Below are 17034 nucleotides of genomic sequence, written 5' to 3' on the forward strand. Positions count from 1 at the left end.
ACCATACGTCGGCACCCACTACCTGGGTCAACGGTTACATTCATGCCGGATTTAATGTGTGAGGTCCGTATCATGAGGGCATGCTTTCGCCGACGACTGCGCAGGACTTCGAGCAACACCGTGGCCACCTGACGTCGGTGGCCTACCGTCTCACCGGAAGTTTCAGCGACGCTCAGGATGCGGTGCAGGAGGCATGGATACGCTTGCAAGTCGCACAATCGAGACAAGGAAGCGACCTCGAGATCCGGGAGCTGCGCGGATGGCTCACCACTGTTGTCGGTCGGATCTGCCTCGATCATCTCAAATCGGCCGCAGTCAGAAGAGAAAGCTATGTCGGACAGTGGCTTCCGGAGCCGATCGTCACGCCCGTCGACGCCACCGCGGGCACACCCTCAGCGACACCCGATCCGCTGGAGTACGTCGTGAGGCAGGAACAGAATCGTTTTGCTGCCCTCGTCGTCCTGGACACCCTTACTCCCGCTCAACGCGTTGCTTTCGTCCTGCATGACGGCTTCGACGTGCCCTTCGCCGAGGTTGCGCGCATCCTCGACATCGAAGTAGCCACTGCCCGTCAGTTGGCCTCGCGGGCCCGTAAAGCCGCAGCGTCGGCGCCGGTCCCGGTCAGTATCGAGGAGCATGCTGCCGCCGTCGAGCGATTGGTGACGGCTATCGCGAGTGGAGATCTGAACGCCGTGATCGATGCACTCGATCCCAATGCCGTCCTGATCGGTGACGCAGGCGGAACGACCCGCACGGCTGTCAACATTGTGCGCGGCAGCGATCGTGTGGCGCGGTTCTACCTGGGATTGGCCCGCAAGTACGGACCGGCAGCGGTGTTCTCGATGTCACCGGTTCTCGTCAACGGACGGCTCGGCGGTGTATTCGCCGGCTCACCAGGGGATGACCAGTACCCGCAGTTCGCCGCTCGCGTTGCCGGCTTCACTGTCCGCGACGGAGTTGTGTGCGCAGCCTACGATATTGCGAATCCAGCCAAGTTCAGCGCTGTGCCGATGCTCGATCACACCGAACCCGAACGCAAGTAACGAGACTCCCATTCCTCGAGGTGTGATCTGGACACCTGCGTTCCGAACCACAGTCGGTGCAGTACATCCGATCCCAGATGATGCAATTCGGTGTGCGTCCTCCACTGCTGCGACGCCCACTCTGGTTCGTTGTGGGCGGCGTCGATCCCGGCCATCGCGCTACCTCGCAGTTCGAAGTCCAGGTCCCGTCGAAGCTCCGAAAGCTCCGACCAATTCGCCTGTGGTGCATAGTGCCTCGCGCGAATTTCGGTCAGCAGCTTGAACAGGACGCTACTCGCCCGTTCGTCGACCCAGATCAGAGTGCGTCGATGCGCACCGCGCCCCACCGTCCACAGGACCACCAACGCCACGACGACGCCGATTGCCGTCTCGAGCATGCGGCTGAGGATCAGATGTTGGACGGTCCCGTGCGCACCACCGGCCGCGCCGAGGAGAATCGCGAGGGCGGTGATGAAAATGACGGCTATCCCGTAATTCCGCACCAGGAACAGCTCGATCCCGGCCATCAGGACGGCAAGTACCGCCACCAACCACAGACCGGTCGGACTCCAGGCGTAGATGGCACCCAACAGAATCAACCCGAGGACGGTTCCGCCGATGCGGTGAATTCCGCGATAGGTGCCCAGTATTCGATCCGGTCCTTGATGAAGGACCATCGCCGCGGCGATCACCGCCCAGTCCGGGCGATCGATGCCGAGCAGGACGGTGAGGGTTCCCGCGGCCATGCAGGCAATGGACAGCCGAAGTGCCGTGACCGACGCTCGGCTGGACGGATTGCAGGCGCGGAGGAACCGATATCGGATCGTCGGATCGGGCAGAGGCGGGTGAGCCCCGACCTCGTCGACGTCGAACGCGGGGTCCGCCATGAGCTCCGGATCGTGGTCGTCGGAGATCGCTCTGGCCATCGAGATCTGCGCTCGTTCGAGTTCACGGGTCAACGGGTGGCCTTTCCCGACGATTGCGCCGCGGTAAAGGCACTGCCACGCGTCGTGCAGCCGAAGTGCTGCAGCGTGGCGTTTGTCTCGCGTGAGTTCGGGTGGGGCGTACGCCGCCTGAGCGTCCGTGTACTCCGCAACGGCCGATACGGCTGCCTGTACAGCGCTGCGTTCGACAGCTCTCGGTGCCCACACGATTCCCGTCATCGAGACGACCACCGCGCTGATCCCACCGATTGCCGTCCACATCGCGACCTCGACCGGCGGCTGGCCGGGAGTGGCGATCACGGAGCTGATCTCGGTGGTGAGCAACAGAAAGAACGCGCCCGGTGGACCCAATCGAAGCGCGTCGACGGTGAAGGCGCAGGTCGACACCACGACGGCCATGATCAGCACGACAAAGACGAGCAGCACCGTCGGCGCTCCCTCGGCGATGGCTCGGTGGACGGGCTCACCCACTGATGCCCCGATGAAGGACAGGATCGTCAGCGCCGTCGCGGCGATACCGACTGCCTTCCACCTGCTCCGGTACGGACGACCCTCACCGTAGATCGATGCAAATGCACCGAGGCCGACCAGGAGCGACGCAGACCCGAATCCGAGCAGTGTGGCGATGGCCGCCGGAATCGCCAGGGCGAGGGCGACGCGAACCGCTCCGGGGTACCTGTTTCCCACCGGCGGCAATCCGAACAGGACGCTGCGCGCCGGCCGCGGAGCCGGGAGGTTGGACTCGTGACCCGCTGATGTTTCTTCGGGGTCCACTGCCCATCCTTCGCGCCGGCCTGTTCGTGTCTGTGTCCTCCCATTCTTGCGGGCGGCCGACGTGGAATTCGAGGCGGGTCCGGAGGTCGATTCGACCACCCCGTTATTGACACTCTGTCAACAGTGTGGATGATAGGTGGAGTCGGATCCGCTCGCGGGTCGCACTTCATCGATCGGGAGAATCACGATGACGCAAGGATCTACCGCAACCCGAACCACCGAACGCCGGTCCCCGTGGATGGACGACGAATTGGAGGCCGTGGCCGACCTGGCAAGGAACTTCTTCGCCAAACACGTCACACCGCATCAGAAACGCTTCGCGTCCCAGGGTTTTCCCGACAAATCCGCATATCGGGAACTCGGGACGCTCGGGCTCGCCGGCATGTCGATCCCCACCGAGTACGGCGGCGGAGGAGGAACGTTTGCGCACGACGCCGTGCTGTTCCACGAGCAGGTCATGGCGGGTGATCATTCACTCCAACTCGGCGTGCACTCGGGAATCGTGCCGCACTACCTCAATGCCTACGCCGATCACGAGCACAAACTGCGCTGGCTACCGAAGCTGGTGAGTGGCGAGTGGGTGGGCGCAATCGCCATGACCGAGCCCGGCACCGGATCCGACTTGCAGAACATCACCACCCGCGCCGTCCGCGACGGTGACGACTACCTGATCAGCGGCGCAAAGACATTCATCTCCAACGGTCGCAATTGTGATCTGGTGATCATTGCCGCCAAGACCGATCCCGGCCTCGGAGCGCGTGGAGTGTCGCTCATCGTGGCCGAGGTCGATGACAACACACCGGGTTTCGAGCGCGGGCGAATACTCGAGAAGGTCGGACAGAAGGGCCAGGACACCACCGAGCTGTTCTTCGACCGCTTGCGGGTGCCTGCAACAAACCTGCTCGGGGACCGCGAAGGCACAGGGTTTGCCCAGCTGATGCAGCAGCTACTGCCCGAACGATTGATCTGCGGAGTTGCAGCCACTGCGGCAATGGAGCGTGCCGTCGCCCTCACCGTCGAGTACACCAAATCCCGAAACATGTTCGGGCAAACGCTCTTCGACCTGCAGAACACCCGCTTCGAACTTGCCGAGTGTGCGTCCATCGCTCGTATCTCACGAACGTTCATCGACGACTGCATCGTCAAATACCTTGCCGGGCAACTCGATGCGACTACCGCCGCGATGGCCAAGTACTGGCTCACCGATCAGCAGTGCGCCGTGATCGACCGCTGCGTGCAACTACACGGCGGGTACGGCTACATACTCGAATATCCCATCGCTCAGATGTACGCCGACGCTCGTATTCAGCGAATCTACGCCGGATCGAACGAAGTCATGAAAGACCTCGTGGCGAGATCACTCTGAGCAATCAGGAATCCGCCTCGCACGCCGGCAGAACGTCACGCACGATGGCGAGCAAACTGTGTACCAGCAGAAGGTGCACCTGTTCGCGGTCGAGCGCTCCCGTCACCAACCACTGCTTACTGGCGGCCTTGGCCAATCCTCCGTACGCCACGATCATCGAATGAACAGCAGCCTCGCTGCCTTCACTCGGTCGAATCTCGAGCGCATCCATCATGCGTCGCGCAGCAACGTCGTCAGCGTCCTGCAGGATCCGGTCCATCTCGGGGTCACGGCGGAGGTCGTCGGACATGACAGTCGAGATCCACATGTCGCGATGACGCCAGGCGACGTCGAGCCACCGATCGATCACGGCGCCGATCCGCTTCTCCTGGCTCGCCGATCGCGGAATGCGGTCCACCGCCACTTCGGGAATGAAGACGAATCGCCGCACGACGTCGAGGTACAACTCCCGCTTGGAGCCGAAGTAATGATTGAGCAGCGGACGACCGACCCCGGCCGCCTTGGCCAACTCGGTCATCGAGACGTCGGCAAAAGACTTCTCCTCGAAAACCTTTGCCGCGCTGACAATGATCTGCTCACGCCGGTCTTCAGGACCGAGACGCTTTCCGCCTGTGGCCGACGCGGACGTCATTCTTTTCTCGCGGGCGTGCTGTTGACCGTCGCCTGCGCTTCGACCATGAGCGAAATGTGTTCCACCAAACGCTTTCGAGAGATCTTGGAGGACGGGGTGTGCGCCTGATAGATGAACGCGAGGGCACCGAACAGCCCCACCGAATTGAGTTCGGAGTTCGCGGAGTCGGTTGCCTCGCCGCCGTACATCAGCTCGAGCGACGCGGAGATCGGATTGGTGAACTCCGCCATCAATTCTCGCCCTCGATCCCACAGCGCAGGTTCCGCCTGGGATTCGACGAACATGATGCGTCCACGGCGCGGATCCTTGAATACGTAGGTGGTGAAGGCCTTCACCACGTGACGGATCAGGGCCGACGGTTCGGAAGGCGCCGCCTCGAGAGCGTCCAGAATAGTGTCGCGTGCCCCGAGAACGACCTCGTCGAGCACGGCGACCAGCAGTTCGTCACGATTGGCGAAGCTCTCGTAGAAGTACCGTTCGGTCAGCGCAGCCTCGCGGCAGGTCGCACGCATGGTCGCGGCGGCCGCACCCTCGGTGCCCATGATCTGCAACCCGGCTTCGATCAGCTGTGCCCGGCGCGCGGCGCGGCGATCTTCTGGTTCCTGCCCACGCCACCTGCGCGGGCCGGTGCGCCGAGCCTCGGTATCCGTCATGTCCCCATGTTCTCACTGACCGGCAGTGCTCTCGACCTCAGGTTATCGCGGCGACCTCGGCAAGCGAACTGACATCGCACGATGTCAATCAATTCAATTCTGACATCAATCGCTGTTGACATCACTTGATGTCAGACTTACTCTTCGTTCAGTTGTTCACGCACCAATCAGGAGGCGTCACACATGGTCGACATCGACCCAACCTCGGGGCCATCGGCCGGTGACGAGGAAACTCGAACTCGCCGAACACGAGTCGTCGTCATCGGAGCCGGTTTCGGCGGCATCGGAACGGCTGTCCGCTTGAAGCAGTCCGGGATCGACGACTTCGTCGTTCTGGAACGTGCCGCGGAGCCCGGGGGGACCTGGCAGGTCAATACCTACCCCGGTGCACAGTGCGACATCCCGTCGATTCTGTACTCGTTCTCGTTTGCGCCCAATCCGAACTGGACGCGGCTGTATCCGCTACAGCCCGAGATCTACGACTATCTCCGGGATTGCGTCCATCGCTTCGGACTGGCCGGTCATTTCCACTGCAACCAGGACGTGACAGAAGCTTCGTGGGACGAGCAGGCCCAGATCTGGCGGGTACACACTGCGGAAACCGTCTGGGAGGCACAGTTCCTGGTCGCGGCCACCGGCCCGTTCAGTGCCCCCGCCACACCCGACCTTCCCGGGCTCGAATCGTTTCGTGGTCAGATGTTCCACACCGCGGACTGGAACCACGACCACGACCTTCGCGGTGAGCGGATAGCCGTGGTCGGCACCGGCGCCTCTGCGGTGCAGATCATCCCCAGACTGCAACCGCTCGCGGACACGTTGACCGTGTTCCAGCGGACACCGACGTGGATCCTGCCGCATCCGGATCAGCCGATGACCGGCTGGCCAAGCGCTCTCTTCGAGCGGGTGCCGCTCACCCAACGACTGGCACGCAAGGGACTCGACCTGCTTCAAGAAGCCCTGGTACCCGGATTCGTGTACAAGCCGTCACTGCTCAAAGGGCTGGCCGCGCTCGGTCGAGCACACCTTCGCCGGCAGGTGCGGGACCCGGAGCTTCGCGCAAAGCTGCTCCCCCACTACGCATTCGGATGCAAGCGTCCAACGTTCTCGAACACCTACTATCCCGCGCTGGCGTCACCCAATGTGGAGGTGGTGACGGACGGAATCGTCGAGGTGCAGGAGCGCGGAGTTCTCACCGCGGACGGAACCTTCCGGGAAGTCGACACCATAGTCATGGGAACCGGCTTTCGGATGGGAGACAACCCGTCGTTCGACATCATCCGAGGCCAGGACGGCCGCAGCCTCGCGCAGACGTGGAACGGCAGTGCCGAGGCCTTCCTCGGCACCACTATCAGCGGTTTTCCGAACTTCTTCATGATCCTCGGACCCAATTCCGTGGTCTACACCTCGCAGGTCGTCACGATCGAAGCCCAGGTCGAGTACATCGTGAGCTGCATTCTTCAAATGGACGAGCGCGGCATCGGCAGCATCGACGTCCGCGCAGACGTGCAACGCGAGTTCGTACGCGCGACAGACCGCCGACTCGCCACCAGCGTGTGGAACGCCGGGGGGTGCAGTAGTTACTACCTCGTCGACGGCGGCCGCAACTACACCTTCTATCCCGGATTCAACCGATCATTCCGCGCCAGGACCAAACGAGCCGACCTCGCTCACTACGCGCAGGTACAACCCGTCTCGTCCGCAGCACTCACCACTGCTCGAGAAACCGTGAGGAGCCGATAATGCTCGGCATCAACGCCTTCCGAGGCACACCCGTCGTCGCACCGTCCGGCGCTCGCCGCTACACCGACGAAGCACATGCGATCGCCGCGCGGGACGTCGAATTCGACTGGGACGGCGTACCACTGCATTACGTGCCGAACGAACCGATGGTCACCCACGTCGTCAACTTCATGCATCTCGTGTTACCCGAGGGAGAGCGGGCCATGTCCGCAACGCTCGCCGAAGCACTCCCGCTCATCGAGGACACCCGCCTGCACGAAGAGGTGGTGGGATTCGTCGGCCAGGAAGCAACACACGCGTCGTCGCACAAAGGTGCACGCGAGCATCTTGCGGACCTCGGCATGGACATGAAACCGATGTCACGCCGGATGGACTGGCTCGTGGACAAGATATTGGGCGACAAAGGATTGACCGGAAAAGCCAAGCACGCCTGGCTCTGTGAACGTCTCGGCTTGTTTGCCGCCATGGAGCACTACACGGCAGTGGTCGGGGAATGGCTGCTCACCGATCCCGCCCTCGAAGATGCCGGCATGCACCCGATGATGCTCGACATGGTGAAGTGGCACGGCGCCGAGGAAGTCGAACACCGCAACGTAGCCTTCGACGCCTACATGTACGTGGACGGCAGCTACGCCAGACGCGTTCGCACGGCGCTGCTGGCCAGCTTCACATTGTTCGTGCTGTTCATCGCCTCGATGAACTACCTGTTCCGACAGGACCCGTCCACGACGAAGGGCCGACTGTGGCCTCTCCAACTGATAAGCGCCACCCGTCGTGGCCTGGTACCCAACATGAAATTCCTGATCACCGAGATTCCTCCGTATCTGCGGCCGAGCTTCCATCCTTCCCAGATCGGGGACATGGACGTCGCCATGCGTTACCTCGCTCGCTCGCCTGCTGCCAATCGTTCTTCCGAAGCGAGCGCAGGATGAACAAGACGACTGCCGACAGTTCCCACGACGCACCCGACTTCACACCGACCCGGTCGTTGAGGTTTGCCGCGCAAGCCACCGGCGCTTACCGCCGAATCTTTGCAGCAAGTCCAGCAGCGCACATACTTTCGCGCCCCAGCCCGGTCCGCTACAGCGGGTTCGACATGACTCTGGACGTGAAGTCCGTCCGGTCAGAGTGCGACGACGTCCTGAGTGTCACCTTGACCCCGAGGGAAGGAATCACCCTTCCGTCGTGGATTCCCGGCGCCCACCTCGACATCTTTCTCCCCTCGGGAAGGCAACGACAGTATTCGCTGTGCGGCGACCCCGACGACTTGTCCTCGTATCGGATCGCCGTCCGGAGGATCGACGAGGGTGGGGGCGGCTCGCGCGAGATACACGAGTCGCTGAAACCCGGCATGGTGGTGGACGTCCGAGGGCCACGCAATGCATTTCCGTTTGTCGCGGCTCCGTCGTACCTCTTTGTTGCGGGCGGAATCGGGATCACTCCGCTCCTTCCCATGGTGCAACGTTGTCACCGCCGCGGAATCCCGTGGCGTTTGGATTATCTCGGACGAACTCGGACGGCCATGCCATTTCTCGACGAGATCGAGGAATACTCCACCGGCCGGGTTACCATCCGACCGGACGACGAGTTGGGCCCGACGGATATCGAAACACTGGTCGCTGCTGCGGATCCCGGTGCCGCGGTGTACACGTGCGGACCGGCGCCGCTGATGAACATGGTGCGCGCGGCGACCTTCGCCGGCAATCCGACCGGATCGGTGCACAGCGAGAGGTTCTCCCCACTCCCGGTAGTCGACGGCAAGGAGTTCACGGTGCATCTGGCGCGCACCGGTCTCACCGTCGATGTGGGCGAGTCCGAAAGTGCTTTGGCTGCGATACGACGTGCACTTCCCGGAGTCGCTTATTCCTGCCAACAGGGCTTCTGCGGTACGTGCAAGGTTCGGGTGCTCTCAGGGAGCGTCGATCATCGAGACACCTTGCTCACCGAATCCGAACGTGCCGATTCGATGTTGACCTGTCGATCACGTTCCACCGGTGCATCTTTGGTGGTGGACCTGTGAGGGGAAAATTCTCTCTAGCGGCAGCCGACGCAGACTTCGTCCGATCCGCGCCGCTGGTGATCACTCACCGGATCGAATCCGAAGCGACGTGTGAAAGCTTGTGGCAGACGTTGACCTCGGACGGAGCGCTCACGTCGTGGGCGCGCGGGATCACCGGCGCCGACTGGACCTCGGCCAGACCATTCGGCATCGGGACTACGCGAACCGTGCGCGCCGGCACTTTTGCTGCACTGAACGAGAGATTCTTCTGCTGGGACGAGGGGCACCGAATGACGTTCTATGTGGAGTCGGCGTCACTGCCGGGGTTCAAACGCTTCGCCGAAGATCTGGTGCTGGAACCGACTTCGACTGGCAGCCGCCTCACCTGGACATTCGCCGTACAAGCGCAGCCGTGGTTCGCCCCGATTCTGTCTCTGTCCCGACCGATCCTCGAACGCGTCACTCGCAGCTGGGCCGACGGCGCCGTCCACCACACACTTCAAGGAACTCCACAATGACGGCGACCGAGATCGACACGACCACACAGGCGTCCGACGACACGGTGACACAGGCAGTGCGCGACGCCCGAACTGCTTCCGAGTGGTGGGCAGAACTGACATTCGAGCAACGCGCTCGTCGACTGGATCGGTGGCGTGGAATCATCGCTCGTCGAGCATCCGAACTCGCCGACGTCGTGCACCGGGACATGGGCAAGCCGCACCCTGACGCGATGCTCGAAATCGCCATGGCACTCGAACATCTCGCGTGGGCGTCGAAGAATGCCCGAAAGGTATTGGGCAGGCGCAGCGTCCGCTCCAGTTTGTTGACGGTCAATCAGGCCGCCTCGGTGGAGTATCGACCTCTCGGGGTGATCGGTGTGATCGGTCCGTGGAACTATCCGGTCTTCACCCCGCTCGGTTCGCTCTCGTTCTCGCTGGCTGCAGGCAATGCCGTGGTCTACAAGCCGAGTGAGTTCGCCCCGGCAGTCGGGCAATGGTTGGTCCGAGCGTTTGCCGAGGTCGTCCCTGAACATCCTGTGCTGCAAGTTGTCACAGGCGACGGTTCGGTCGGCGCGGCACTGTGCCTGGCCGGTGTCGACAAGATCGGGTTCACCGGATCGACCGCGACGGGCAAGAAAGTCATGGCAGCGTGCGCCGAGACCCTCACACCGGTGTTGATGGAATGTGGCGGTAAGGACGCGCTCATCCTTGATGCCGACGGAAATGTTGGTGCCGCCGCGGATGCTGCGGTGTGGGGCGCATTGTCCAACTCCGGTCAAACCTGTCTGGGCGTCGAGCGTGTATACGTGCACGAACAGGTCTACGACGAGTTTATCGACAAGACAATCACTTTGGCTGCCCGAGTTCATGCCGGTCCGGGTGCCGAGGACAAGATCGGTCCGATCACCATGCCCGCGCAAGTGGCTGTAATCCGGCGCCACATCGACGACGCGATGTCGCGGGGTGGACGTGTCGTTCTCGGAGGGCTCGGCTCGATCTCCGGCCAGTACGTGCAACCGACCATCATGGTCGACGTCCCCGAAGACAGCCTCGCCGTCACGGAGGAAACTTTCGGCCCGACGATGACGATCACCAAGGTCGCCTCGATGGACGAGGCGGTGGAGTTGGTCAATGCGTCGCCATATGCATTGGGAGCAAGCGTGTTCGGCAAGCATGGAGTGGCTGTTGCCGATCGGCTCCGATCCGGAGGAGCGTCGGTGAACTCTTACGTGATGTATGCCGCGGTTCCCAACCTGCCACTGGGTGGGGTCGGAGCATCTGGTTTCGGACGCGTTCACGGCCCAGATGGTCTGAAGGAGTTCACCTATGCCCGGTCGATGACCAGGCAACGATTCCGTTCGCCCCTACCACTGACGACGTTTCGACGGACCGCCCGAATCGACTGGCTGGTCAAGGTTCTCATCCGCGCTCTACACGGAAGGCACTGAAGCAATGACGGGACGCATGTCCGCAATTGCGGGAACAGTCCGCGATCTGGGCATTCCACTGCCCGGACGCCGAATCGACTACGACGTCGCCGGAAAGGTCGTGCTGATCACCGGCGGAGGCGACGGTATCGGTTCCGCGCTGGCGCGCACTCTCCACCGGCGTGGGGCCACCGTGGCGCTGGTCGACGTCAACGAAAGTTCATTGGCAACGGCCGAGCGCTCATTCGAGTCACAGCGAGTCGTGACGGTGACGGCCGATGTCCGAGATCGGGACGGCATGACCGCAGCCGTGCAAACGATCATCGAGCAGCTGGGCAGAATCGACGTCGTGGTGGCCAACGCCGGAATCACCCCTCCCCCGGCAACATTGCGCCAGATCGATCCCGACGCATTCGATCGCGTGCTCGACGTCAATCTCACCGGCGTCTTCAACACAGTGCATCCGACCATCGACGAGGTGATCCGCAACAGTGGGCACGTCGTCGTCGTGTCATCGGCAGCGTCGTTCGCCCCCGGTTTGGGCGGCGCTTCGTACATGATCAGCAAGGCTGGGGTCGAAGCGCTCGGCCGGGCGCTGCGTCTCGAGGTTGCCGGCTACGGCGCCACTGCCGGCATCGCGTACTTCGGGATGGTGGATACACAACTTGCACGCGCCACACTCGACGACGACGAGATCGGGCGCAAACTCGACGCTCGACTACCCGGTCCCCTCCGTCATCGAATCTCCCCGGACCGTGCCGCCACGGTGATCGCAGACGCGATCGCGCGCCGCGCCGCGCGGACCCTTGCCCCCGCTGCCTGGGAACCCTGGGCGTGGGGACGCGGATTCATCAATGTCCTGGCCGACGGCTATCTGGCCAGGGACAAACAGGCACACGACCTGATCCGCGAACTCGAAGACAGAACCACCGCTGCGGCCCCGACGAATGCATCAGCCCTGACAAAGGCATCCAGGAGATCATCATGACCACGTTGTGTGCAGCCTTCCAGCGAGTGTCGGCGGTAGCGCCCGACTCGGTGGCCCTGCGAGACATCGGCGATGCGCGAACACTGACGTGGCGCGAGTACGCCGAACAGGTCCGCGAGGTTGCCGCGGGATTGGCCGGAATCGGCGTGGGACACGGCGATACGGTTGCCCTGATGATGAGTAACCGCATCGAGTTCTATCCGATCGACGTCGGTGCCCAACATCTCGGCGCGACGTCCTTCTCCATCTACAACACGTCGGCACCCGAAGCCATCCGTTACATCCTCGCCAATTCGGGTGCACGGGTTCTCGTCTGCGAAGACCGGTACGTGGATACGGTCCGCCGCTCGGGCGCCACACTCGAGACGATCGTCGTCGTCGACGCGCAATCGCATGTCCACCAGCCCGGCACCGTGACCCTGGAGCAGATGAAGGATTCTGCCGCATCGGATTTCGATTTCGAGGGCACCTGGCGTGCGGTGAAACCGAACGACGTCGCCACGTTGATCTACACCTCCGGCACGACCGGCAACCCCAAGGGCGTCGAGACGACTCATGCATGCCTGTTGTTCGAAACCAACGCCGTAAGCGCTGTACTCCCCGTCGAATTCGGTGACCGCATCACCTCGTACATGCCGTCGGCGCACATAGCCGATCGGCTCACCTGCCTGTACATGCAAATGGTGTTCGGCACCCAGATCACTGTCGTGCCGGATCCGAGCCAGGTAGCGGCCGCGCTTCCGGACTGTCGCCCCACGATCTGGGGCAGCGTCCCCCGTGTGTGGGAAAAGCTGAAAGTTGCAGTCGAATCGGCTGTCGCCAACGAACCGGACGACGAGCGGCGAGCGGCGTTGCAGTGGGCACTCGACGTCGGTCGCACTCGTCTCGCACACTTGCGAGCCGGTGAAACAGTCCCCGCCGAACTGGAAGCGGACTACGCCCGAGCCGATACGATGGTCCTGTCCGCTCTGCGTGCGAAACTCGGCTTTGCCGAACTGAAGTGGGCCATCTCTGGCGCCGCACCGATTCCGCCGGAAACCTTGGCATTCTTTGCGGCCCTGGGAGTTCCGATCTCGGAGATCTGGGGAATGTCCGAGCTGACATGCATCGCGAGCACCGCGCCGGCCGAGCCGACCAAGCTCGGAACGGTCGGAAAGTTGCTCCCAGGCATGGAAATGCGCATCGAGGCGGACGGCGAGCTACTGGTTCGAGGACCGTTGGTCATGAAGGGGTACCGCGGCGAACCCGCAAAAACGGCCGAAGCGATCAGTGCAGACGGGTGGCTCTCGACCGGAGATGTCGTCACCGCCGACGCCGACGGCTACCTCACGGTGATCGATCGCAAGAAGGAGTTGATCATCAACGCGTCGGGAAAGAACATGTCACCGGCCGCCATCGAGACGGCAGTGAAGACGTCGTCGTCGTTGATCGGTGAGGTCGTGACGATCGGAGACGGCCGAAAGTTCAACACAGCGTTGATCACTCTCAGCGCCGACGCCGCGGTCGGAGCGGCACGCTCACTGGGACTTGCGGCCGAGGCCGCGGTACTCGCCAAGGACGCTCGGATCGTCGACGTCGTTGCAACTGCTGTCGCCGAGGGAAACTCGCGTCTGTCGAGGGCCGAGCAGATCAAGCGGTTTCACGTACTCACCATGTTCTGGGAGCCAGGCGGCGACGAGCTGACACCGACGATGAAGCTCAGGCGCAAGCCGATAGCCGAGAAGTACGCGTCCGAAATTGCAGCCCTCTATGCGGATTCGGTCGTTGAGGACGTCTACGAGCCTGCACCCTGCGCATAGATCAGCGTCTCGGTGGCCTTGACCACAAACGTAGCGGCCGATCCCGGAACCAGATCGAGTTCGGCCGCTGCGCTCGCCGTGATGTCGGCAGACAAGCCCGGCTGGCCGGCTTCGTCCTCCGCTCGCACTCGGACGACATCGCCTCGGTTTTCGATCTCCGCGATCGTAACCGCAAACGCATTTCGTGGGCTGCCGTGCGGCGGATCCAGGAAGACCGACACTGCTCGCGGCTCGAAGACCGCCACGGCGGCACTGCCGGCCGGTAGGTCGGTCTCCGTCTGGCCCGCGATATCCACCCCGACCGGACTTCTGAGCACTCCGTCTCCGGCCATCGTGCCGCTGCGCAAGTTGATTCCGGCGATGCGTGCTGCGAATGCACTACGCGGGCGGGTCAGAACTGTTCGTACGTCACCACGTTCGACGACCCGGCCACCGTCCATGACGACAACCGTGTCGGCCAGCGCCAGTGCGTCCAGAGCGTCGTGCGTGACGAGTACGGCAGTGCGATCGCCGGTCCTGAGCACTCGGCGCAGTAACGACCGCAGCGCGGGGGCGGAGGCGACATCGAGCGCGGACATCGGTTCGTCGAGTAGAAGCAGTTCGGGTTCAGCAGCCAATGCCCTCGCCACTGCAACCCGTTGCGCTTGGCCACCGGAGAGTTGTGAAGGCTTGCGGTCAGCCAAATCGCCGGCGTCGACTGCGTCCAGCCAATGGCGCGCGGACTCGGCGGAATCGCGACGCGACCGCCCTGCACTGCGCGGCGCGAACGCCACGTTCGCAGCCGCACTGAGATGGGGAAAGAGAAGTGCCTCTTGCGCGAGTAGGGCAGTGCCGCGCCGATGGGGTGCCAACACGACTCCCCTACGGGTATCGGTGAGAACGCGGGAATTGAGTTCGATCAACCCGCGCTGCGGATGATGCAGTCCGGCAACCGCCGCCAGTACCGTCGACTTGCCGGCGCCGTTCGGCCCGAGGATGGCGGTCACCTCGCCCGCCGCTACGTCGAACGTCGCAACGACGTCGCGCTCCGGAATCTCGATGTCGACGTGGAGGCCACTCACAACGAACCCGCCGATCCGCGTCCACGCACCGCAACCACGATGACCACCGCGACTACGACCAGCACCAGCGAAAGCGCCACCGCTGCATCCGGATCGGTCTCACGCTGGAGATAGATTTCCAGCGGCAGGGTACGCGTCACCCCTTGCAGACTTCCCGCGAAGGTCAGCGTCGCACCGAATTCCCCCAGCGCTCGAGCGAAAGCCAGAACTGCCCCTGACACCAGACCGGGAAGCACCAGCGGCAGAGTCACCCGGCGAAGCACAGTGGTCGGGCGGGCTCCGAGCGTCGAGGCAACGGCCTCGTATCTTGTACCCGCAGTGCGTAGTGCACCTTCGAGGCTGACGACGAGGAACGGTAGCGCAACAAACGTCTGCGCCAGGACCACCGCGGTTGTCGAGAATGCTATCTGGATGCCGAGCACTTCCAACTGCTCACCGATCAACCCTTTGCGCCCGAACGTGTACAGCAACGCGATACCGCCCACCACGGGCGGCAGAACCAGCGGGAGCAGAATCAAGGATCGAAGAACGGACAGTCCCCGAAAATGACTGCGCGCCAACACCGCGGCCATCGGTACCCCGAACAGGATGCACAGCAGCGTGCTCATTGCCGCTGTCTTCAAACTCAGTTTCAACGCGGCAACCGACGATTCGGAAGTCACGAGTTCCCAGAACTGCGACCACTGCACGGTGGCCAGCATCGCCGCCAAGGGCGCGATGACAAACGCTCCGCCGATCAGCGCCGGAAGGTAAATCCATACCGGCAACCCGAGCGGAGCCCGGACTGCCGGTCTTAGGTGTGTCACGGGGCAGCGAATCCCGCGTCACTCAGAACTGCCAGGCCCTTGGGCCCCTTGACGAGATCGACGAACTTGGTTGCCGTTTCCGAATTCTTCGAATCCTTCAGCACCGCAATCCGGTACAGGTTGACCACCGTGGTGGCTTCCGGGAACGCGACCGTCTGCACCTTGTCACCCGCGGACTTCGCGTCGGTGACGTAAACGATGCCGGCATCGGCCTGCCCGGACGTCACCTTGTTGAGAACGTCGGTCACCGACGATTCCTCACTGACGGGCGAGAGGGTCTCACCTGTGGCCGTCTCGACCTTCTTCGTAGCCGCGCCACACGGGACCTGCGGAGCGCAGATCACCAGTTGTGTCCCCTCCTTTGCCAGATCGGCGAAGGACGCGATGCCCTTCGGATTGCCAGGCGGTACAACGATCGTCAAGGTATTGCTCGCGAAATCCGAGGGCGACCCCGCGACGACACCGGCATCGGTGGCCTTGGTCATGTTGGCGGCGTCAGCCGAGGCGAACACGTCAGCCGGTGCGCCCTGGGTGATCTGGGCGACGAGATCCGAGGACCCGGCAAAGCTGAATGTGACCGATGAACCGGGGTTCTCGGACTCGAACTCCTTGCCGAGTTCGGTGAAGCTGTTCTTGAGTGACGCCGCCGCGAAGACGGTGATGCTTCCCGTGGCACTGTCACTGGAAGTGGTCGTGGTCGGAGCGGCCGACGACGTCTCCGACGACGAATTGTCGGAGGAACTACAACCGGTCACCAGGGCAAGCGAAAAGGCACCTGCTGCAACAAGTCCGACTACACGCTTCACGAATTTCCTCCAGTATGTTCAGAACTACGGCGTTTCCACGATGACCGTGGTGGCCTTCACGATTGCGACTCCGATACTCCCGACCTCGAGTCCGAGCTCCCGAACCGCGTCGGTACTCATCAACGAGACGACAGTGAAGGGCCCACACTGCATTTCGACCTGGGCCATCACCTTGTCGGTGACGACCTTGGTGACGAGGCCGGCGAACCGGTTGCGGGCCGAACTCGCACCCGCGAGCGGATCGGCCGGTGCGGGTCCGGCGTTGGACCGGGCGAAGCCCGCCAACTCGGCACCGTCGATGACCTTGCGGCCGGAGTCGTCCGTCCTCGCGGTGAGAAGCCCACCGTCGACCCACCGTCGAACGGTGTCGTCACTGACACCGAGCAGACCGGCAGCTTCGCGGATTCGAATGTTGGGCACCAGGTGATCGTAGGTCGCAAGTGCGGACCTAACAAGCCGAAATACTCCGCAGATGCGTGAACTAGTCAATCATGATCACGTATCTGCGGAGCATTGTC

General features: G+C 62.9%; 16 protein-coding genes. 9 read left to right on the plus strand and 7 right to left on the minus strand.

Annotated elements, in window-relative coordinates; genetic code table 11:
- The first annotated feature begins 80 nt into the window (after window positions 1–80).
- Window positions 81–1043, plus strand: a complete 963-nt coding sequence (locus tag H7C86_RS02470) for a sigma-70 family RNA polymerase sigma factor (RefSeq protein ID WP_182261029.1) — start codon at window positions 81–83, stop codon at window positions 1041–1043.
- Here the strand turns inward: H7C86_RS02470 and H7C86_RS02475 are convergent.
- Window positions 1019–2740: an FUSC family protein gene (locus H7C86_RS02475; RefSeq protein WP_182261030.1), complete on the minus strand. Its 1722-nt coding sequence runs from the start codon at window positions 2738–2740 to the stop codon at window positions 1019–1021. The genes H7C86_RS02470 and H7C86_RS02475 overlap by 25 nt on opposite strands.
- A gap of 187 nt (window positions 2741–2927) precedes the next feature.
- Here H7C86_RS02475 and H7C86_RS02480 point away from each other — a divergent pair, with 187 nt between their 5' ends.
- Window positions 2928–4106 carry an acyl-CoA dehydrogenase family protein gene (locus tag H7C86_RS02480; protein WP_020908816.1) on the plus strand — a complete coding sequence of 393 codons (1179 nt, stop codon included), beginning with the start codon at window positions 2928–2930 and terminating at the stop codon, window positions 4104–4106.
- A 4-nt stretch (window positions 4107–4110) separates the two neighbouring features.
- Here the strand turns inward: H7C86_RS02480 and H7C86_RS02485 are convergent, their stop codons facing one another.
- Together H7C86_RS02485 and H7C86_RS02490 are read right to left on the minus strand one after the other, a co-directional pair.
- Window positions 4111–4737 (minus strand): TetR/AcrR family transcriptional regulator, encoded by a 627-nt coding sequence (locus H7C86_RS02485; RefSeq protein ID WP_019744959.1) that lies wholly within the window; start codon window positions 4735–4737, stop codon window positions 4111–4113.
- Window positions 4734–5390 (minus strand): TetR/AcrR family transcriptional regulator, encoded by a 657-nt coding sequence (locus tag H7C86_RS02490; RefSeq protein ID WP_020908817.1) that lies wholly within the window; start codon window positions 5388–5390, stop codon window positions 4734–4736. Before H7C86_RS02490 ends, H7C86_RS02485 begins: the two co-directional genes overlap by 4 nt.
- 183 nt (window positions 5391–5573) lie before the next feature.
- Here H7C86_RS02490 and H7C86_RS02495 point away from each other — a divergent pair, with 183 nt between their 5' ends.
- The 7 genes from H7C86_RS02495 to fadD11 are packed head-to-tail and all read left to right on the plus strand — an operon-like array spanning window position 5574 to window position 13843.
- Window positions 5574–7130: an NAD(P)/FAD-dependent oxidoreductase gene (locus H7C86_RS02495; protein ID WP_047889902.1), complete on the plus strand. Its 1557-nt coding sequence runs from the start codon at window positions 5574–5576 to the stop codon at window positions 7128–7130.
- Entirely contained in the window at window positions 7130–8062 is a 933-nt protein-coding gene (locus H7C86_RS02500; RefSeq protein ID WP_020908819.1) for a metal-dependent hydrolase, read from the plus strand. The genes H7C86_RS02495 and H7C86_RS02500 overlap by 1 nt, the downstream gene beginning before the upstream one ends.
- Window positions 8059–9150 carry a PDR/VanB family oxidoreductase gene (locus H7C86_RS02505; protein WP_182261031.1) on the plus strand — a complete coding sequence of 364 codons (1092 nt, stop codon included), beginning with the start codon at window positions 8059–8061 and terminating at the stop codon, window positions 9148–9150. Before H7C86_RS02500 ends, H7C86_RS02505 begins: the two co-directional genes overlap by 4 nt.
- The gene (locus H7C86_RS02510) at window positions 9147–9647 is read left to right on the plus strand and encodes an SRPBCC family protein (RefSeq protein ID WP_182261032.1); all 501 of its coding nucleotides are present in this window, start codon (window positions 9147–9149) and stop codon (window positions 9645–9647) included. Before H7C86_RS02505 ends, H7C86_RS02510 begins: the two co-directional genes overlap by 4 nt.
- The gene (locus tag H7C86_RS02515; RefSeq protein ID WP_069145736.1) at window positions 9644–11077 is read left to right on the plus strand and encodes an aldehyde dehydrogenase family protein; all 1434 of its coding nucleotides are present in this window, start codon (window positions 9644–9646) and stop codon (window positions 11075–11077) included. Before H7C86_RS02510 ends, H7C86_RS02515 begins: the two co-directional genes overlap by 4 nt.
- A gap of 4 nt (window positions 11078–11081) precedes the next feature.
- Complete coding sequence (locus H7C86_RS02520; protein WP_069145735.1) at window positions 11082–12044, plus strand: SDR family oxidoreductase; 963 nt, start codon at window positions 11082–11084, stop codon at window positions 12042–12044.
- Window positions 12041–13843 (plus strand): fatty acid--CoA ligase FadD11, encoded by a 1803-nt coding sequence (gene fadD11 / locus H7C86_RS02525; RefSeq protein ID WP_182261033.1) that lies wholly within the window; start codon window positions 12041–12043, stop codon window positions 13841–13843. Before H7C86_RS02520 ends, fadD11 begins: the two co-directional genes overlap by 4 nt.
- On the opposite strand, the gene H7C86_RS02530 is transcribed toward fadD11, so the two are convergent.
- Genes H7C86_RS02530 through H7C86_RS02545 form a run of 4 tightly spaced genes read right to left on the minus strand, consistent with a single transcriptional unit; the run spans window position 13819 to window position 16936 of the window.
- Window positions 13819–14904, minus strand: a complete 1086-nt coding sequence (locus H7C86_RS02530; RefSeq protein ID WP_020908824.1) for a sulfate/molybdate ABC transporter ATP-binding protein — start codon at window positions 14902–14904, stop codon at window positions 13819–13821. The two genes, fadD11 and H7C86_RS02530, sit on opposite strands and share 25 nt — an antisense overlap.
- Window positions 14901–15710 carry an ABC transporter permease gene (locus tag H7C86_RS02535; RefSeq protein ID WP_020970514.1) on the minus strand — a complete coding sequence of 270 codons (810 nt, stop codon included), beginning with the start codon at window positions 15708–15710 and terminating at the stop codon, window positions 14901–14903. The genes H7C86_RS02530 and H7C86_RS02535 overlap by 4 nt, the downstream gene beginning before the upstream one ends.
- Entirely contained in the window at window positions 15707–16516 is an 810-nt protein-coding gene (gene modA / locus H7C86_RS02540) for a molybdate ABC transporter substrate-binding protein (protein WP_113683303.1), read from the minus strand. The genes H7C86_RS02535 and modA overlap by 4 nt, the downstream gene beginning before the upstream one ends.
- Before the next feature lie 24 nt (window positions 16517–16540).
- The gene (locus H7C86_RS02545) at window positions 16541–16936 is read right to left on the minus strand and encodes a molybdopterin-binding protein (RefSeq protein ID WP_020908827.1); all 396 of its coding nucleotides are present in this window, start codon (window positions 16934–16936) and stop codon (window positions 16541–16543) included.
- Between the last annotated feature and the right edge of the window lie 98 nt (window positions 16937–17034).

Origin of the sequence: Rhodococcus sp. UFZ-B548 (genome assembly GCF_903819475.1) — a bacterium.
GTDB lineage: Bacteria > Actinomycetota > Actinomycetes > Mycobacteriales > Mycobacteriaceae > Rhodococcus_F > Rhodococcus_F erythropolis.

Bases quoted from the DNA above. Each gene is read 5' to 3' on its own strand.
- H7C86_RS02500 (WP_020908819.1), top strand. From the start codon at position 7,130: ATGCTCGGCATCAACGCCTTCCGAGGCACACCCGTCGTCGCACCGTCC.
- H7C86_RS02485 (WP_019744959.1), bottom strand. From the start codon at position 4,737: ATGACGTCCGCGTCGGCCACAGGCGGAAAGCGTCTCGGTCCTGAAGAC.
- H7C86_RS02520 (WP_069145735.1), top strand. From the start codon at position 11,082: ATGACGGGACGCATGTCCGCAATTGCGGGAACAGTCCGCGATCTGGGC.
- H7C86_RS02505 (WP_182261031.1), top strand. From the start codon at position 8,059: ATGAACAAGACGACTGCCGACAGTTCCCACGACGCACCCGACTTCACA.
- H7C86_RS02490 (WP_020908817.1), bottom strand. From the start codon at position 5,390: ATGACGGATACCGAGGCTCGGCGCACCGGCCCGCGCAGGTGGCGTGGG.
- H7C86_RS02470 (WP_182261029.1), top strand. From the start codon at position 81: ATGCTTTCGCCGACGACTGCGCAGGACTTCGAGCAACACCGTGGCCAC.
- H7C86_RS02480 (WP_020908816.1), top strand. From the start codon at position 2,928: ATGACGCAAGGATCTACCGCAACCCGAACCACCGAACGCCGGTCCCCG.
- fadD11 (WP_182261033.1), top strand. From the start codon at position 12,041: ATGACCACGTTGTGTGCAGCCTTCCAGCGAGTGTCGGCGGTAGCGCCC.
- H7C86_RS02515 (WP_069145736.1), top strand. From the start codon at position 9,644: ATGACGGCGACCGAGATCGACACGACCACACAGGCGTCCGACGACACG.
- H7C86_RS02495 (WP_047889902.1), top strand. From the start codon at position 5,574: ATGGTCGACATCGACCCAACCTCGGGGCCATCGGCCGGTGACGAGGAA.